Here is a 16121-nt window from a genome sequence, read left to right as displayed (position 1 = left end):
CATGGACAACAAGAAACGGATCGGGGAGCGAGACGACGCGCTTACGTCGTCGTCTCCGCCGTGTTTCCTGCAGAGCGCCGATCCAGCCTACCAGGGTTATCTGGAGCGCGCCCAGGTCCTCGCGCTGCTCGACGAGCTTCTGGAGGCGGAACGCGCTGGCGCCAAGGTTGCGCGGACGCTGAGTGCGGAGGGTGTCGGTGAACCAGCGGAGGACGCTCTGAGGTCGTTGGCAATGGACGAAGCTCACTTCTGCGCCATGATTACGCAGCATATTAAGCAGTTGGAAGCAGTCCCCAGTCAGCGAACGGGGGCCTTTCGCGAAAAGGTTCTCGTTTTGGAAGGACTGGACAATCGATTGCGCTTGCTGAATCGCGGCCAGGGATGGGTCGTCCGCAAGCTGCAGGAAGCTTTGCCGCGGATTGCCGATGAAACACTGCATGCCGACCTTGCCGACATGCTTTCCGTCCACGAAACCAACATTCGCAAGTGCGACGAACTATTGAGAAGCGGATAATCCGTTGATCGATGGGAGGGACGCGGGAAACTCTCCTTGGCAGGAAACACGCTAAAGCCCCTCGACGACGACTTCAGCAGGTGCGAGCAAGGCGTCGGTGAATTTCAGCGTAAATGTGGTTTCTCGTCCTCGTCAGCGTCCGCTGAGGAAGGTGATGAAATCCCCTTTTTCCTGTGCGGTACAGGTTCGGCCGAGGACGTTCTGACAGTCGCGGCGGAAGCGCTTTTCGACGTCGGCGGCGTCGGTGAACCGGCTGGGCTCGACAGAGACGGCCATCGGCTGGATCGGCCGACCGGATTTGACGTTGCGACCCGGCATGCGCGGATCCGCCGTATGGCACGACGCGCAAGCTGGCGTCTGCGGATTTCCCCCGGCGTGAGGACCACGATAGAGCGCCTCGCCGCGCGCTGCGGAAAAGGCATCGAAGTCGGGCGTTTCCGCCTTCGCCTGCCGTGCGTACGTCTCGAGGATCGCATCGCGGGCCGGCTCACCAGCGACGGCGACTCCGCTGAGGCAGAGCAGCCCCGCCGCCAGCATGGCCGCAGTTCCCGCACCTGTCTTCGGCCGCCGGAGGGCGGATGGGCGGGCGCGGGGCGAACCAGCCGGTGCACGGCGCGTCTTCCGCCGATAGAGAGCCACAACCATCGCCACGTGCCCAAGCACAAACCAGGGCGCGAGTTCGCCGATCGCTTCGTGGAGGTGCTCAACGGGAGGGACGAAGTCGGCAACGGCACCGCTGCCGGCAGCGCCTCCGACAAACATGAGCAGCACAACCGCGGCCAGCGACAGCAACGGACGACGCGGCAGAGGCTGACTTCCACGCAACGCCCCGTTCACCCACTCCCGAATGGGCGTCAGCGTCGGACGAGGCAGCCGCAGTGGGCTTCCTTCGGCGACAAGCACCCCGGCGATTACCCGGAGCGCGAGGGCCGCCAGTACGGTGTAGCCGGCGAACTGGTGCATGGCGTAGGTGTCCTCGTCGCTGCTCAGATAAGCGACGATGAAGGCCCCCGACAACAGTGCATGCCAACCGTACAGCAGGCTGAACTCGATCGCCCTGGGTTTGCGACGGACGGACGCTTTCCGCGTATCAGTCGTCATCGTGATATACCCTTTCGCTCCGGGGCTGGTTGTCCGGCGACATGAACATTCCCGGCCCTGCCGACAACTGCCAGACTGCCGCCAGGGCGCCGATAACGGCGGCTGCGATGAGGGTTTGGCGCCCCATCTTCCACAGCATCCACTGCTCTCCTCCGATCTCTTGCAGCAACCAGTCTATCGCCGGACACCTGAACCACGGCTGAGGCGGCCGTTCATTTCCGGTTCAGATTGGGAGAGCGACAATCGCCCATGCGCAGCATGTGTCTTCACCTCGTGGCCGCGTTCTTGGTCACCGTCCTGCCTTCGTTTTCGACGGCGATGGCCGACGATCAGGACCGGGCGCGCGAAGATGTGGCGGCCGGACGGATCCTGCCGCTGGCGACGATTGTGGAGCGGGCAACGGGGCAGTTCGGCGGTACCATCCTCGATGCGGAGTACGAGTGTGACGACGACGACCATGACGATCGGAACCGGCTGCCGCGTCATCGCTACGAGCTCAAGCTGTTGACCGTGGACGGACGAATCCTGGAGCTCGATTACGACGCGGCGACCGGTGAACTCATCGGCGAGCGGGGTCGTCGGCGCGAACATCATCGCTGGCGGCATGGCCGCCCGAACGACGAGTGAACGGGATGCGCCTCCTGGTGGTCGAAGACGATCCAATCCTCCTGCGCCAACTCCGCGAGCGATTGGGCACCGAGGGCTATGCGGTCGATGCAGCAATCGACGGCGCGGAAGCCGCCTTTCTTGGATCGAGCGAGCCCTACGATGCGATCGTCCTCGACCTGGGTCTGCCGCGGCGAGACGGGCTGTCCGTTCTGCGGAGCTGGCGGGAGGAAGGCCTCAGCATCCCGGTGTTGATCCTGACCGCTCGCGATCATTGGCACGACAAGGTGCTGGGCATCGACGCTGGTGCCGACGACTACCTTGCCAAGCCTTTCCACATGGAGGAACTGCTCGCCCGCCTGCGCGCGCTGATCCGCCGTGCCCGCGGCCATGCCTCATCCGAGTTGCGGGCAGGGCCGGTAGTCCTCGACACGCGGACCGGCACCGTCACCACCGATGGCCGACCGCTCGATCTGACCGGCTACGAATTCCGCGTCCTTTCCTACCTGATGCACCACGCTGGCGAGGTGGTGTCGCGGACGGAGCTGACCGAGCACGTCTACGCCCAGGACTTCGACCGCGATTCCAACACCATCGAGGTGTTCATCGGCCGCCTGCGCAAGAAGTTGGGTGGGGATCTGATTAAGACGGTCCGTGGCCTGGGCTACCGGTTGGAGATCCCGCCGGACGACGCCCCGTGACACCTCCAGTCGGCTCGCTGCGTCTGCGCCTGCTGCTGGGTGCTGCCGTCTGGATCCTGCTCGCCCTGGTGATGGCGGGCCTGGTCCTCGCCGAGCTTTTCGCCCGCCACGTCCAGGACCGGTTCGCGGTCGAACTCGGACATCACCTCGATCAGTTGGCGTCGAGCCTGCGCATCGATGCCGAGGGCAAGCCCGAGCTGTCTCGCCCCCTACCCGATCCCCGCTTCAGCCGTCCGCTGTCAGGTCTCTATTGGCAGGTGTCGGCAAACAGCCGGGTTGTCCTGCGTTCGCGATCTCTGTGGGATCAGACGCTTGCTCTGCCAGTTGACGCTTCAGCCGACGACGGACGCGTGCACCAGTGGCGGATCGTGGGTTCGGAGCAGCAACCGCTCTATGTCCTCGAACGCTCGCTGCTGCTGCCGGAGGGACCGGAGTCGCTGCAGGTCGTGGTCGCCGAGGACCTGGGTGAGGTGGATGCGGCCCTTCGGGCGTTCAATCGTATTCTGGCGCTTTCCCTCGCGGTCCTCGCAGTTGCGCTGGCGGTCGCTGCCATTGTCCAGGTGGCGCTCGGATTGCGGCCACTCGGTTGGCTGCGCGACGAACTGGCCGAAATCCGCAGCGGACGCAAGCGGCGGTTCCAGCGACCGATGCCGAGTGAAGTGCAACCGCTGATCGACGATCTCAACGCGCTGCTCGATCACGCCGACGAAGTCGTCGAGCGGGCACGTCTGCAGGCCGGCAACCTCGCCCATGGCCTCAAGACCAACCTTGCGGTGCTTGCCAACGAAGCGGAGCGCCTGGCCGGACCTGACGCACAACGCGAAGACGCTGAGGTGGCCCGGCTCATGCTTTCGCAGGTGGCGACGATGCGTCGGCACATTGATCACCACATGGCGCGCGCCCGTGCAGCGGCCTCGCGTGGATTGCCGGGTGCGGGGACGGACGTCGCCGAGTGTGTCTCGGCGCTGGTGAGGGTCATGCAGAAAGTCCACGCCAGCCGCGATCTCACGATCAGCGCCGAAGTCCCGGCAGGGCTCACGTTCGCCGGAGATCGGCAGGACCTGGAGGAAATGTTGGGCAACCTGCTCGACAACGCCTGCAAATGGGCGAAAGGAGCGGTTACCGTGGTGGCTGCACGCGAAAGCAAGCAGCTGATCGTCAGCGTCGAGGATGATGGCGTTGGCCTCTCATCGGAAGACTTCGAACGCGCGCTTTCGCCCGGCACGCGCCTGGACGAAAGCGTGCCGGGCACCGGTCTCGGTCTCGGCGTCGTCCGCGACTTGGTCACGTTCTATGGCGGAAAGCTCGTCCTCGTTCAATCCTCCGAGGCAGGCGGGTTGCGTGCTTCGCTGCACCTGCCAGCGCTATCTTGACTCCATGGCCTGTTGACAACAGTTATTGCGGGCAGGATCCGTGTACTTGGCAATCCATCGTAGCCATAGCATGACTTGGGTTGAAATCGGCATTCCCGAGATAAAGCTGCTCTCTCCGCAGTTCTGACGCCGACATTCGCGTGTGTTGCAACGACAACGTAGGCGCTACCGCGAGGGAACTTCCTGGATTTCATGCTCCCTGGATACCACAGTGCTGACAGGGCGCGATGTACGGCTGTTTACAGACGAAGCAGTCGTATATCTAATATTTTTATATACTTCGAAAAATTGATTGCGGTAGCTCGCGTTGGACTTCATTTCCTGGTCGCGGCCCGTGCACCTGATCCCTGCGATTCAGGAATTCCCGTGATGCGTCTACCAGACCAACTCTGGGTCACGAACTCATAAACGGGATTCCCAAGGCGGGAAGAATCTGATTCGAGCTCCTCGAAGGAGCGATCATGTCCCCACTGCGCTTTGAGATAACGGATTTCGAATGGTCGATCATCGGGCCTCGGCTGCCGAACAAGCCGCGCGGCGTGCCGCGGGCCGATGACCGAAAGGTCCTGAACGGCATCTACTGGCCGCTGCGGACCGGCTCGCCCTGGGCGGATATACCGGAGCGCTACGGCCCGTCGACGTACCATGCTCACGCCGCTCGCCGGCTCGATCCCTCGCAGGCGTCCCTCCGGGCGCGTCGCGACGGGGTGCTGCGTCGATCGATCCGCCGGATATTCGACGAGAACTTCCGCGTCTACGGCGTTCGGAAGGTCTGGCGACAGATGAACCGGGAAGGTGAACGCGTCGCTCGTTGTACGGTGGCTCGACTGATGAAGCAGATGGGCCTTCAAGGAGTTGTCCGGGGTCACCACAGCGACAGAGGCGGGCAATACCTGTCCATCCGCTACACCGAACGTCTCGCCGACGCCGGCGTGGTTCCCTCGGTCGGAAGCGTCGGGGACTCCTGCGACAACGCCCCCGCCGAAACGATCGACGGCCTCTACAAGGCAGAGGTGATCCACCGGCGCGGACCGTGGCGGTCGTTCGAAACGGTCAGTATGCCACGCTCGAATGGGTCGACTGGTTCAACAATCGGCGGCTCCTCGAGCCGATCGGCAATATCCCGCCGGCTGAGGCGAGCTATTACGCCGAGATGGAGTCCCGCGTCGTGGCGGCGTAGGACTCAAAGAAACCCGCCTCCGACAAACCCGGAACAGTTCAGAGCTCTCATGAGAGTATTTATCCAACGCGCCTTGGCAATGGATTGCCCCAACACGGCGGCTGTCGCGTTCTCTGGTGGGCGAGGCGGATTTGTGCACCTTTGGTTTCCGGTCGCATTGTCATGGCTTCTTGGGGGCTGCAGCGGGGTGTCTGTTGAACAAACTCACTGCTCGGCCCATGACGCGGAGCAACCTCCCGTAGGGTTGGTCTATTGTCACAGTGAAGTAATCCAATAAGTTTTTGAATTGCGTACGGAATTGGAGAGTCAACGGTAAATGTCTTCTTGATTTCTTTCTTTTTCTCCGCATCGAGAGTGTCACCCTTTAGTGTCCGTACATGTAGTGTAAATCGAGATGCCTGATTCGGTGCGTTTTGGTCACTTCTATCTAATATCATGGACAACATCTCATCTCTATTAAGCAGCCAATAAGGCAGAAACAACACCTCATCGCCTGGTCTTTCGAGATCACCTGGGCCAGCAATGCGAAAGCGTCGCGCGAATCCGCCTGCGGTTCTATCAGCGAGGGGTGCATACTCGCCGTGCATGTCAAAAACGATGATGTTTGGGAATTCTAGCTTCGCTGCCCGCTCCAAAACCAGCGCCACTGCCCAGCTTTTTCCGGAACCAGTGCTCCCGAGAATTGCAGCATGTCGTTGAAAGAATTTATCGCCGCTTGCAATCGCATCGGCGGACCGATCCGCAACAAATGTTCCGAGCTTTAATCGCTCATTTTCACTAAAACCGGAGCCGAGTATTCCCATAAACCGCTGAAGATTAGCGCCTTCAATGACATAACAATCTCGATCGATCTGTGGAAAGCTATCAGCACCACGTTTAAAGGTATTTACCTTAGTTCCTTCGACTGTACGAAATGTGCCAATCAACACGCTAACGATGAAATCAGTAGGAATCGCCGCCAATAGCGCGCCTTGATCTCCTGCTTCTTCAAGATCCGGCAATTCTTCTCGCATAGAGCGGGTGACGCGTTCCACCAATGCAATAAGATATTCGCGTTCGGTTATTCCGCGAATGGCAATCAATTGCCCAATGCCGATCCGAGTTAGGAGGAGGGAGTTGGTGACATCAATCGCAACGCGACTCGTGTCGACCGAAGCTACTCTACCAATCCTGTCGATGTCGGCGAACTCAATCGCAGGTTGGGTCATGGTTCCAGTACCTCCGCGATAAAACAATCAAGGTCCCAAATGGCGAGGTCTGCGAGGAAAGATTCCCTTCGTTCCCAAAAACTGACGATCCGGATCTACCTGCGGAGGACGCTTGCTGAACTGCTGTCACATTGGCGTACTGGCGAGCGAATTGCAGCGCCTTCTCTGAAAGGTTACGCGTCAGTATTAGAGTTGGAGTGCCACTCATAATGCGATTCCTCAGGTATGTTTCCAGATGGTCATCATTAAATCCGTAACCTAATACGAGGATTTGTCTTGCTTTATCAATCGCATCATTGGCGCGCTCGCGGTGACGATCAAATGGACTCTCGTATCCTCTACGGAGTTTATTTATACCTGGCGTTATTATTAGGCGTGGTAACGCAAGATCCCCGGGATGACGGACGGGCTTTCCTTCGCGATAATACCAGTCCAGACTACCGTGAGGTTTGAAGACATTCACGCGGTCACGGAAACGATACTGAACATTCCTACCGCGAAGTGTAGCCTCCCGAAAAAAGCTAAGCCTGCTCTCTTTCTCGTTAAGCTCACCGGCGAAGTGGCCAACGAAGAGTGTGTCAACACCAAGCCCAGCTTCTTCGACCGCGACTTCGATTAGGCGATCATAATTCGTCGTGACAACAGGAATACCTGTTGTAGGCTTCAACATATGTTTGAGCAATCTTGAAAAAGGAAGCACACGTTTATTTGAAAATACGTTAGCCAATATATCTCGCTCTCTTTGAGCGATCAGTTCTCCGGTGCTCTCAACTATCTTTGCTTCCAATTTCGGTGTTGGTGGTTTCTCATGTAGTGCTGCCTCAAGTCCTTTCTTCGAAATAAGCGGCAACAGCAATTTCCATTCTTCCTCTACATCGCCAGGGAGTTTGGCTCCGAACGTAGTGGAGAAATGCGCCGCCAGATCCCCCATCCCCGGGATTCCTTCAGCGCACGAGAGCCCCGATCCAACCACGGTGACCAGACCATCCCTGAAATGATGCTGGAACGACAACTTTAGATCGTGGAGTTCCAAGCGCCGCCCCCACGGCAAGACCGGTGTCCATCACAGTGGATTTTCACCCATTTGAAGGGTTCGCAGTAAAGCATACATCTTCAACGGCTGCCAAATTTTCGTATCCAGTGGTCGGTTGACAGCATTCGGAATAAGGATCCGGGCAGGGGCATACTGGCCGACTTGAGCGAGCGCGCAGCGCGGCGGGTTACGGCCGCATCGCAACCACGAAACCGGTGATCAATGCTCGACTCTCGACGCTGCCCACGCCGGTGTCGCAATATGCATGAACCGACCGATCAACGACGATCGTTGCAATCAACGCAAATGGCGAGGAGCGCATGTCCGGCCGAGGGGACAACCGGCGAACACCTCACCTGCATGATCATCCGGCGACCGCTCCGGCATGGCACCCCGTCCAAAGTCCCTTCACTTTTCGCACACTCGGAAAATCGATCTAAAACAGCCGCTTGACCGTCCAATAAGTATGTGCGATAAATCTGGTTAGTTGAACAAACTAATTGGACACCACCATGGGTCGCTCATTCGGCTACTCTCGGGTCTCCACCTCGGATCGGGACTGGGCGCTGCAGGTCGACGCTCTGACCAAGGCGGGTGTCGACGACCGCGACATCTTCCGCGAGAAGCAGTCAGGCGCGAAGGCCGAGCGGCAGGAGTTGCAGCGGGTGCTCGACCTGCTCCGTCCCGGTGACAAGCTGGTGGTCTGGCGGCTGGATCGCCTCGCCCGCTCCCAACTGCACCTGCTGCAGATCGCCAAGGAGATCGAGGACAAGGGCGCCGAACTGGTCGCTCTCATGGATCGCATCGACACCAGCACGGCGACCGGCCGGATGCTGTTCGGCATCCTCGCGGTGCTGGCCGAGTTCGAGCGCAACCTGATCATCGAGCGGTCGAAGGCGGGTCAGGCGATCGCCCGCAACAACGGCAAGAAGTTCGGCCGGCCGAACAAGCTCACCCCGTCGCTGATCCGGCAGATCTCACTGGCGCACGCCGATCCGCAAACGACCGTGCGGGACACCTGCCGGCACCTGCGCATCTCCCGGTCGAGCTACTACGCGGCCTTGAAGCTCACCGCCGCGCCGGCGTGATCGAGGGGAAAGCTATGTTAGCTTAACCTGGTGTCCGAAAAACCGGCAGCAGGCCAATGACACTTCGTTTGGACGACGCTGGCGCGTCGCCCACATGCCCACCGCGACAACAGCTGTGCATCGATTGTTGCCTCGCCTCCGACGGCAGGACGAATACGTCTCGCCCGGCCAAACGCCCGGCGATCCGCGATTGCGGGACGGGCACCCAAGCGGTCGCCTGCGGTAGCCCGGCTGCGTCCAGCAACTCGCGCGACACGGCGAACGCGGCGCCGACGGTGCGCGTCAGCCGCTCCAGGCGTTCAGCGACATTTACGGCATCGCCAAGGACGGTAAATTCGAGCATCCGCCTGTCGCCGACGGTGCCCACGAAGACCTCGCCATGATGAGCCCCGATGCCGATCCGGACCTCGGGATCGCCCTGCGCCTGCCTCGATGCGGACCAAGCCTCCACTGCGTCCAGCGCTCTGATGCCGCAATCGATCGCGCGTTTCGCGTCATCGGCTTCCGCCTGGAAGGCTCCGAACACCGCCAGGACGGCATCGCCGATGAATTTGTCCACCATTCCGCCGTGATCGAAAATAACCTCGGTTAAGATGCCGCGAAACTCCGCCAGGAGCCGGCTCACCGCTTCCGGGGCCATGCCGCGGGCGATGTCGGTGAACCCGCAGATATCGATGAACATGATGGCGCAGCATTGCCGGCGGCCCGACGAGAGCTGCTGGCCTCCCTCGCGGGCGAGGCGTTCGGCGAGGCGGGGACTGAAGAACCGCGATAGCGTACCCAGCCGGTGGGAGTAGTCGATGGACGTCTGGAGCATTTCGTACGTCCGGCGGGACGTGGCCCACAACGCCAGGGTCGCCAGCGCGATGATCGCGAACGGCAGCAGCCGCGAGTGCAGCAGGGATTGCAGGAGATCGCCGTGCTGCGTGCCACTGAGGAACGGCGATGCTTCCTCCGGGGCCGGCATCACGGCAACGCCGGCGGCCATCATCGCGACGGTCAATGTGCCGGCGAACACAACCAGCGCCGGCCGGAAGCGCATCGCGGCGTGAGCGAGGACGACGAAGATGATCGCCGAAGCGGGGATCGCGAACACCATGTGCGGCGGGAAGTCCAGCATGCGGCTGACCAGCAGCAGGCTGAGGCAAACCAGAACGACGTCGAAGGTGGCGTAGGCGTAGGGCATCACCGGGTGAAAGATGCCCCGCCAGGCGAGGAGGATGGCGAAGACCGCGACTACGCCATAGGCGAATACGACGGCGAGGGCAAACTGCTCGTGGTGATGCTGGGTCCCGCTGGTCAGCACGAGCGCGAGCAGCGCGAAAAAGATCACCAGCCTCACGATTGCCGAGAGACGCTCTGCCGCGAGTTCGGCGTCGCGCAAGAACGCGTCAGCGTCGGCAGAATTGCGATGGTCGGGCATTGCGGCGTCAGCCGGCCGGGCTGGTTGCGGGATGTTGGGGTTGGGTCGCGGGTGCGCCGGATGGCAGCCCCACCCCCTTGACCAGGCCGTAGATCGCCGGGATGACGATCAGTGTCAGGATGGTTGAGGAAACCATGCCGCCGATCATCGGCACCGCGATCCGACGCATCACCTCCGAACCCGTGCCCGTCGACCACAGGATCGGCATCAGACCCGACATGATCGCGATCACCGTCATCATCTTCGGCCGCACTCGCTCCACCGCGCCGAACATGATCGCCTCGTAAAGGTCGCCGCGCGTCGGCGGCCGGCCTTCCTCGGCGCGACGGGCCTTGATCCCGGTCCAGGCGTGGTCGAGATAGATCAGCATGATGACGCCGGTCTCGGCGGCGACACCGGCAAGCGCGATGAAGCCGACGACGACGGCGACACTCAGGTTGAAGCCCAGGTACCAGACGAACCACAGCCCGCCGATCAACGAGAACGGCAGGCTCAACATGACGATCAATGTTTCGGTCAGGCGCCGGAAGTTCAGGTACAGCAGCAGAAAGATGATCAACAGCGTTACTGGCACGACGACCTTCATCCGTGCCTCGGCGCGTTGCAGATATTCGAACTGACCGCTCCAGGTGATGTAGTATCCTTGTGGAAACTGCACGCGATCGGCGACGATTTTCTTCGCATCGGCAACGTAGCTGCCGATGTCGCGATCGCGGAAATCGACGTAGATATAAACGACGAGTTGGGCGTTTTCGGTGCGCACGCTGGGCGGGCCTTTCGAGAGGCTAACCTTCGCCACCTGGCCCAGCGGAATGGCGTTGCGGTTCGGCAGCGGGATCAGCACGTTCTCGGCGATAGCCTGGGGATCGGCACGAAACGCCTGCGGATAGCGGACGTTGACCGTGTAGCGCTCGCGGCCTTCGACGGTGGTCGTCACCGCCTCGGCGCCGAGCCCGCTCTTCACCACCTCCTGCACGTCGCCGACCATCAGCCCGTAGCGGGCGAGCGCCGCCCGGTCCGGCTCGATGTTGACGTAGTATCCGCCCATTACCCGTTCGGCAAAGGCGCTGGTCGTCCCCGGTACCGTGCGCACCGCCTGTTCGATTTCGCGGGCGACTTTTTCCAGTCCTTCGAGGTCGGGGCCGAACAGCTTGATGCCGACCGGCGTGCGAATGCCGGTAGAGAGCATGTCGATGCGCGCCCGGATCGGCATCGTCCATGCGTTGCTGATGCCGGGGAACTGCAGTGCCCGATCCATCTCGGCGATCAGGCCGTCGACGGTCAGGCCGGCACGCCATTCCGCTTCGGGCTTGAGGTTGATGACGGTCTCGAACATTTCGGTCGGCGCCGGGTCGGTGGCCGTCCCGGCTCGCCCGGCCTTGCCATAGACTGACGCCACCTCCGGAAACGACTTGATTATCTTGTCCTGGGTCTGCAGCAGTTCCGCCACCTTGGTGATCGAAAGTCCCGGCAACGTCACCGGCATGTATAACAGCGTGCCCTCGTTCAGAGCCGGCATGAACTCGGTGCCGAGCCGCGTCGCCGGCCAGACCGAGGCACCGAGCACGAGGAAGGCGAGAGCGATGGTTATCACCTTGGCCCTCAAGACCACGGATATGACCGGACGATAGATCCAGATCATGAACCGGTTGATCGGGTTCCTGTGCTCCGCAATGATCCTGCCGCGGATGAACAACACCATCAGAGCCGGCACCAGCGTGACCGACAGGAACGCCGCGGCGGCCATCGAGAACGTCTTGGTGTAGGCGAGCGGTTTGAACAGCCGCCCCTCCTGCGCTTCCAATGTGAAGATCGGCAGGAAGGAGACGGTGATGATCAGCAGCGAGAAGAACAGCGACGGGCCGACTTCCACCGCCGCGTCGACCAACGACTTGATGCGCGGCGTACCCGGGGCGGCACGCTCCAGATGCTTGTGGGCGTTCTCGATCATCACGATGGCAGCGTCGATCATCGCGCCGATGGCAATCGCGATGCCGCCCAGCGACATGATCGTCGAGCTGATGCCGAGCGCGTGCATGGCGGTGAAGGCCATCAGGACACCGACGGGCAGCATGATGATCGCGACCAGCGCGCTGCGGACGTGCAGCAGGAACACGATGCAAACGAGCGCAACGATGATGCTCTCCTCGATCAGCGTGCCCTTCAGGGTCTCGATCGCTCGAAGGATAAGATCGGAGCGGTCGTAGACGGTCTCGATTGACACATCCTTGGGCAGGCTGGGGGCAATCTCCTTGATCTTTTCTTTGACGTTTCTGATGACTTCGAGGGCGTTGCCGCCATAACGCTGTACGGCGATGCCGCTGACCACCTCGCCCTCGCCGTTTAGCTCGGTCAGGCCGCGCCGCTCGTCCGGTCCCAGCTCAATCCGGGCGACATCGCGCAACAGGACGGGCGTCAGGCTGTCGACCTTAAGAACGATTTGTTCCAGGTCCGCTATTCCGTGCAGGTAACCTTGGCCGCGCACTAGGTACTCGGTCTCGGTCATCTCGATAACCCGTCCGCCGACATCCATGTTGCTCTGCCGGATCGCGTCCATCACCCGTGACAGCGGGATGTCGTATGACTTCAATCTGAGCGGATCGACGGTGACAGCGTAGGTCTTGACGAAGCCACCGATGCTGGCGACTTCCGACACGCCTTGCGCCTTCGTCAGACCGAAGCGGATGTACCAGTCCTGCAGCGTGCGCAGCTCGGCCAGGGTCCGCTTGGCGCTGGTGACGACGTACTGATAGACCCATCCGACGCCAGTGGCGTCGGGGCCGAGCGTCGGCGTGACGCCTTGCGGCAACTGCTTCGAGGCGAAGTTCAGGTATTCGAGGACACGCGAGCGCGCCCAATAGATGTCGGTTCCATCTTCGAAAATGATGTAGACGAACGACGCCCCGAAGATCGACAGGCCGCGGACCACCTTGGAGTGCGGCACCGCCAGCATCGCCGTGGTCAGCGGAAAGGTCACCTGGTCTTCGACCACTTGCGGCGCCTGGCCCGGATACTCGGTAAAGACGATCACCTGGACGTCGGAAAGGTCTGGAATGGCATCGAGTGGCGTCTTCGCCACCGCATAGATGCCGCCGGCGACGATGAACACCGTACCGATCAGCACCAGGATGAGGTTGTGCGCCGACCAGCGGATCAGCCCGCCGATCATGGGTGCTGGTGCTCCCCGGCGGTAAAGGCGCTCAACGCGGCCTTCAGATTACTCTCCGCGTCAATCAAGAAGTTGGCACTGATGACCACATCTTCTCCCTCCTTCACGCCATCGCGGATTTCAGTGTAGCCGTCCGCCTTGGCGCCGACTTTCACCGGGCGCGGCTCGTAGCGGCCTTCGGCGCGCTCGATCAGCACCACCTGGCGAACACCGTTGTCGATCACCGCCGAATCCGGGACAGTCAGCACCTTCGGCGCGCTCGCGTGGGTATCCAGTTCGACGCTGGCGTACATGTCGGCCTTGAGTTCACCGCTGGGATTGGGAATTTCGATGCGGACCGTTCCGGTGCGGGTTTCCTGCCCAACGGTCGGATAAATGTAGGCAACGCGGCCCTGGAAGCTGCGGCCGGGATAGGCCTTCACCGTGATCGTCGCCGGCTGACCGATCGCGACATGCGCCAGATCTTGCTCAAACACTTCAGCGATCACCCAGATCGGCGAGATCCCGGCGATCTTGAAGAGCGGCTCCCCAGGCATGAACCGCATGCCGTCGAACACCATCTTTTCCAGCACGATGCCGGAAAACGGCGCCGGCCAGGCGATCGTCCGATTGGCCTGCCGCTCGCGCTGCAACCGCAGCACCTCGGCCTGCGGGACATCGAGATAACGGAGCCGCTGCAAGGCGCCTTCGACAAGCCGAGCCGCCGCGGTTTCGCTTTCCACATCGCCGCCTTGGAGCGACGCCGCCATCTTCGCCGCATCGACGTATTCTTGCTGGGTCTGCACCAGGAGCGGACTGTAGATCTGCATCAGCGGCTCGCCGCGTCGCACCGGCTCACCCGTCGTATTGACGTAGAGAGTCTCGATCCAGCCTTCGAACTTGGTCGAGACCACGGTCATCTGGCGTTCGCTGAACTGAACCGTGCCGACGGCGCGCACCGGCCGCATCAGGGTCCGCCTCGCCGCCGTCTCGGTGCGCACGCCCAGCATCTGCACCCGCGCCGGGCTGACCGTGACCACTGAACCGTCGTCCTGCCCCTGGTCGGTGTAGACGGGAATGTAGTCCATCCCCATCGGATCCTTCTTCGGAACCGGCGACGTGTCGGGCAGACCCATCGGATTGCGGTAATAGAGAACCTTTCTGTCCGCCGGTGCGCCGTGGGCATGGTCCGCCTGCGATGGGGCTGCGGGCTCCAGCGAGGGTTCCTCGTCTTCGAAAACGGGGATGTAGTCCATCCCCATGTCGTCCTTCTTCGGCACCGGCGAGACGTCGGGCTTCCCCATCGGATCCTTGTAGTAGAGGACCTTGCGATCCGAAGCCCCGATGGCCCATGCCCCTTTGGCAAGGTCCGCGGGGTGAGTGCCTGCGCTCGTTCCGGTTGACAGACCCGGCGCGTGATGACGGGCGAACCAGTAGCCACCGTAGGCGGCGCCGGCCGCGACGAGCACGACGACTGGCACGACGACGACAAGTCTCACAGGTCGCTCCCGATCAACCGCTCGATCTCTGCAAGGCGCCCTTGTTGTTCGACCTGTACTGCAAGCAGCCGCAGCATCGTTTCGAACACCCTCTGCTCCGTATCCAACACCGAGTTCAGATTGGAGCGTCCCTGTTCGTAACCGCGCAGGGCTGTCTGGAGCGCCAGTCTGCTCTCGGGCAGCTGGACGTCTTTCAACAGCGTTCCGATCCGCCGCAGGCCCTCCAGGCCATAAAATGAGTCGGCAAGTTCGCCCCGCACACTCGCGGCGGCGCTATCGCGGCGGCGGCGAGCGGCGGCGAGGTTCGCGGAGGCCTCGCGCTCCCACGCCTCGCGCAGTCCCCACTGCAAAGGGATCGTCGTGCCGATCATCGCTTCGTAACCCGGCGAACGTCTCCCTTCCTGGTCGACGAATTGCTGGAAGGTGACGCCGAGCGTCACATCCGGGTACCAGCTCTTTCGGATCAATGCCTTGTCCCCTTCAGCAGCAATGATCTGCGATTGCGCGGCGCCTAGCGTCGGGTTATTGATTCGCGCGCGTTCAAGCAACTCGGACACGCTCAACGAGTCATCGGGCAAGGGCCGCAGGGATTCTGGCGCAGCGAGCGGCATGTCTTCGACGCGATCAAGTAGCGCATTGAGTTGTGCCGCCGACTGGCGTTGATCGGCTTCGAACCGAACCAACTCGGTCCGCAGTCTAGTTTTCTCGACCTCGGCGCGGATCGCGTCTTCCTGCTCGCCAAGTCCCTGGGCATAGCGGCTCTGGGTGACGTCGGCGAGCGTGGCGACAGTGCCGTACAAGTCTTTTGTCAGCCGCCAGTTTTCAAACGCCGCATAGTAGGCGGCGAATACCGTCTTGATCCGTGCCGCGATCTCCAACTCGATGGCACGCTGCGTCTCACGCGTCGCACCAGCGCGTGCCCGCGCGACGTCCTCCTGCAGGCCGAGCTTTCCCCACAACGGAAATTCCTGCTGAATCTTATACTCAACCCGGGCAAGCTTCTCGGGAAGCGCGCTCTGCCGCTCCCGATCGATGTCCTTGAATTCCGTGATGAACGTCGGATCGGGTAACCGGCCCGCGGCATCGACCCGGGCGAGCGCGGCCTCCGAGTCGAGTGCTGCTACGGCAACCTCGGGGTTCATCCGCCGCGCCAGCGTCAACAGTTCACCGACCGTGGCGCCGGGGACCGCCAAGCCGGCTGCCGCTTCGGCCGATCGGGCCGGCGCGGCGGCATCGCCCTCGGCGCG

General features: G+C 61.8%; 12 protein-coding genes and 3 pseudogenes. 7 read left to right on the top strand and 8 right to left on the bottom strand.

Annotated elements, in window-relative coordinates:
* The first annotated feature begins 1 nt into the window (after position 1).
* Complete coding sequence (locus IPK66_06420; protein MBK8174895.1) at positions 2-514, top strand: hypothetical protein; 513 nt, start codon at positions 2-4, stop codon at positions 512-514.
* A gap of 132 nt (positions 515-646) precedes the next feature.
* Here IPK66_06420 and IPK66_06415 read toward each other — a convergent pair whose 3' ends face one another.
* The gene (locus IPK66_06415) at positions 647-1051 is read right to left on the bottom strand and encodes a DUF1924 domain-containing protein (GenBank protein ID MBK8174894.1); all 405 of its coding nucleotides are present in this window, start codon (positions 1049-1051) and stop codon (positions 647-649) included.
* A 553-nt stretch (positions 1052-1604) separates the two neighbouring features.
* On the bottom strand, positions 1605-1754 hold the full coding sequence (locus IPK66_06410; GenBank protein MBK8174893.1) for a hypothetical protein: 150 nt from the start codon (positions 1752-1754) through the stop codon (positions 1605-1607).
* A gap of 110 nt (positions 1755-1864) precedes the next feature.
* Here IPK66_06410 and IPK66_06405 point away from each other — a divergent pair, with 110 nt between their 5' ends.
* The 5 genes and pseudogenes from IPK66_06405 (at position 1865) to IPK66_06385 (ending at position 5475) form a co-directional block, all read left to right on the top strand.
* Complete coding sequence (locus tag IPK66_06405; protein ID MBK8174892.1) at positions 1865-2242, top strand: hypothetical protein; 378 nt, start codon at positions 1865-1867, stop codon at positions 2240-2242.
* Between the two features lie 5 nt (positions 2243-2247).
* On the top strand, positions 2248-2922 hold the full coding sequence (locus IPK66_06400) for a response regulator transcription factor (protein MBK8174891.1): 675 nt from the start codon (positions 2248-2250) through the stop codon (positions 2920-2922).
* 71 nt (positions 2923-2993) lie between these two features.
* The gene (locus IPK66_06395; GenBank protein ID MBK8174890.1) at positions 2994-4295 is read left to right on the top strand and encodes a sensor histidine kinase; all 1302 of its coding nucleotides are present in this window, start codon (positions 2994-2996) and stop codon (positions 4293-4295) included.
* A 461-nt stretch (positions 4296-4756) separates the two neighbouring features.
* Positions 4757-4936 (top strand): annotated as a pseudogene (locus tag IPK66_06390) (transposase).
* Positions 4928-5475: pseudogene (locus IPK66_06385) on the top strand (IS3 family transposase). The pseudogenes IPK66_06390 and IPK66_06385 overlap by 9 nt, the downstream one beginning before the upstream one ends.
* A 59-nt stretch (positions 5476-5534) precedes the next feature.
* On the opposite strand, the gene IPK66_06380 reads toward IPK66_06385, so the two are convergent.
* Together IPK66_06380 and IPK66_06375 are read right to left on the bottom strand one after the other, a co-directional pair.
* A complete protein-coding gene (locus IPK66_06380; GenBank protein ID MBK8174889.1) occupies positions 5535-6683 on the bottom strand; it encodes an ATP-binding protein in 1149 nt (382 codons plus the stop codon).
* A pseudogene (locus IPK66_06375) lies at positions 6680-7716 on the bottom strand (SIR2 family protein). Before IPK66_06375 ends, IPK66_06380 begins: the two are co-directional and overlap by 4 nt.
* Before the next feature lie 512 nt (positions 7717-8228).
* Here IPK66_06375 and IPK66_06370 point away from each other — a divergent pair.
* A complete protein-coding gene (locus tag IPK66_06370) occupies positions 8229-8804 on the top strand; it encodes a recombinase family protein (GenBank protein MBK8174888.1) in 576 nt (191 codons plus the stop codon).
* Between the two features lie 22 nt (positions 8805-8826).
* On the opposite strand, the gene IPK66_06365 is transcribed toward IPK66_06370, so the two are convergent.
* The 4 genes from IPK66_06365 to IPK66_06350 are packed head-to-tail and all read right to left on the bottom strand — an operon-like array spanning position 8827 to position 16034.
* Entirely contained in the window at positions 8827-10227 is a 1401-nt protein-coding gene (locus IPK66_06365) for an adenylate/guanylate cyclase domain-containing protein (protein ID MBK8174887.1), read from the bottom strand.
* 7 nt (positions 10228-10234) lie between these two features.
* Positions 10235-13396 (bottom strand): efflux RND transporter permease subunit, encoded by a 3162-nt coding sequence (locus IPK66_06360; protein MBK8174886.1) that lies wholly within the window; start codon positions 13394-13396, stop codon positions 10235-10237.
* Positions 13393-14874 (bottom strand): efflux RND transporter periplasmic adaptor subunit, encoded by a 1482-nt coding sequence (locus tag IPK66_06355; GenBank protein ID MBK8174885.1) that lies wholly within the window; start codon positions 14872-14874, stop codon positions 13393-13395. The genes IPK66_06360 and IPK66_06355 overlap by 4 nt, the downstream gene beginning before the upstream one ends.
* Positions 14871-16034, bottom strand: coding sequence for a TolC family protein (locus tag IPK66_06350; protein ID MBK8174884.1), 1164 nt, complete (start codon positions 16032-16034; stop codon positions 14871-14873). The genes IPK66_06355 and IPK66_06350 overlap by 4 nt, the downstream gene beginning before the upstream one ends.
* Positions 16035-16121 lie beyond the last annotated feature (87 nt).

It is taken from the genome of Rhodospirillales bacterium (genome assembly GCA_016712595.1).
Taxonomy (GTDB): Bacteria; Pseudomonadota; Alphaproteobacteria; order Rhodospirillales; family Defluviicoccaceae; genus Defluviicoccus.
This window is presented reverse-complemented; position numbering and strand designations above follow the sequence as displayed.

Excerpts from the sequence above, each read along its gene's own strand:
- IPK66_06380 (MBK8174889.1), bottom strand. The coding sequence starts at position 6,683 with ATGACCCAACCTGCGATTGAGTTCGCCGACATCGACAGGATTGGTAGA.
- IPK66_06365 (MBK8174887.1), bottom strand. The coding sequence starts at position 10,227 with ATGCCCGACCATCGCAATTCTGCCGACGCTGACGCGTTCTTGCGCGAC.
- IPK66_06405 (MBK8174892.1), top strand. The coding sequence starts at position 1,865 with ATGCGCAGCATGTGTCTTCACCTCGTGGCCGCGTTCTTGGTCACCGTC.
- IPK66_06410 (MBK8174893.1), bottom strand. The coding sequence starts at position 1,754 with ATGCTGTGGAAGATGGGGCGCCAAACCCTCATCGCAGCCGCCGTTATC.
- IPK66_06370 (MBK8174888.1), top strand. The coding sequence starts at position 8,229 with ATGGGTCGCTCATTCGGCTACTCTCGGGTCTCCACCTCGGATCGGGAC.
- IPK66_06400 (MBK8174891.1), top strand. The coding sequence starts at position 2,248 with ATGCGCCTCCTGGTGGTCGAAGACGATCCAATCCTCCTGCGCCAACTC.
- IPK66_06360 (MBK8174886.1), bottom strand. The coding sequence starts at position 13,396 with ATGATCGGCGGGCTGATCCGCTGGTCGGCGCACAACCTCATCCTGGTG.
- IPK66_06395 (MBK8174890.1), top strand. The coding sequence starts at position 2,994 with ATGGCGGGCCTGGTCCTCGCCGAGCTTTTCGCCCGCCACGTCCAGGAC.
- IPK66_06415 (MBK8174894.1), bottom strand. The coding sequence starts at position 1,051 with ATGCTGGCGGCGGGGCTGCTCTGCCTCAGCGGAGTCGCCGTCGCTGGT.
- IPK66_06420 (MBK8174895.1), top strand. The coding sequence starts at position 2 with ATGGACAACAAGAAACGGATCGGGGAGCGAGACGACGCGCTTACGTCG.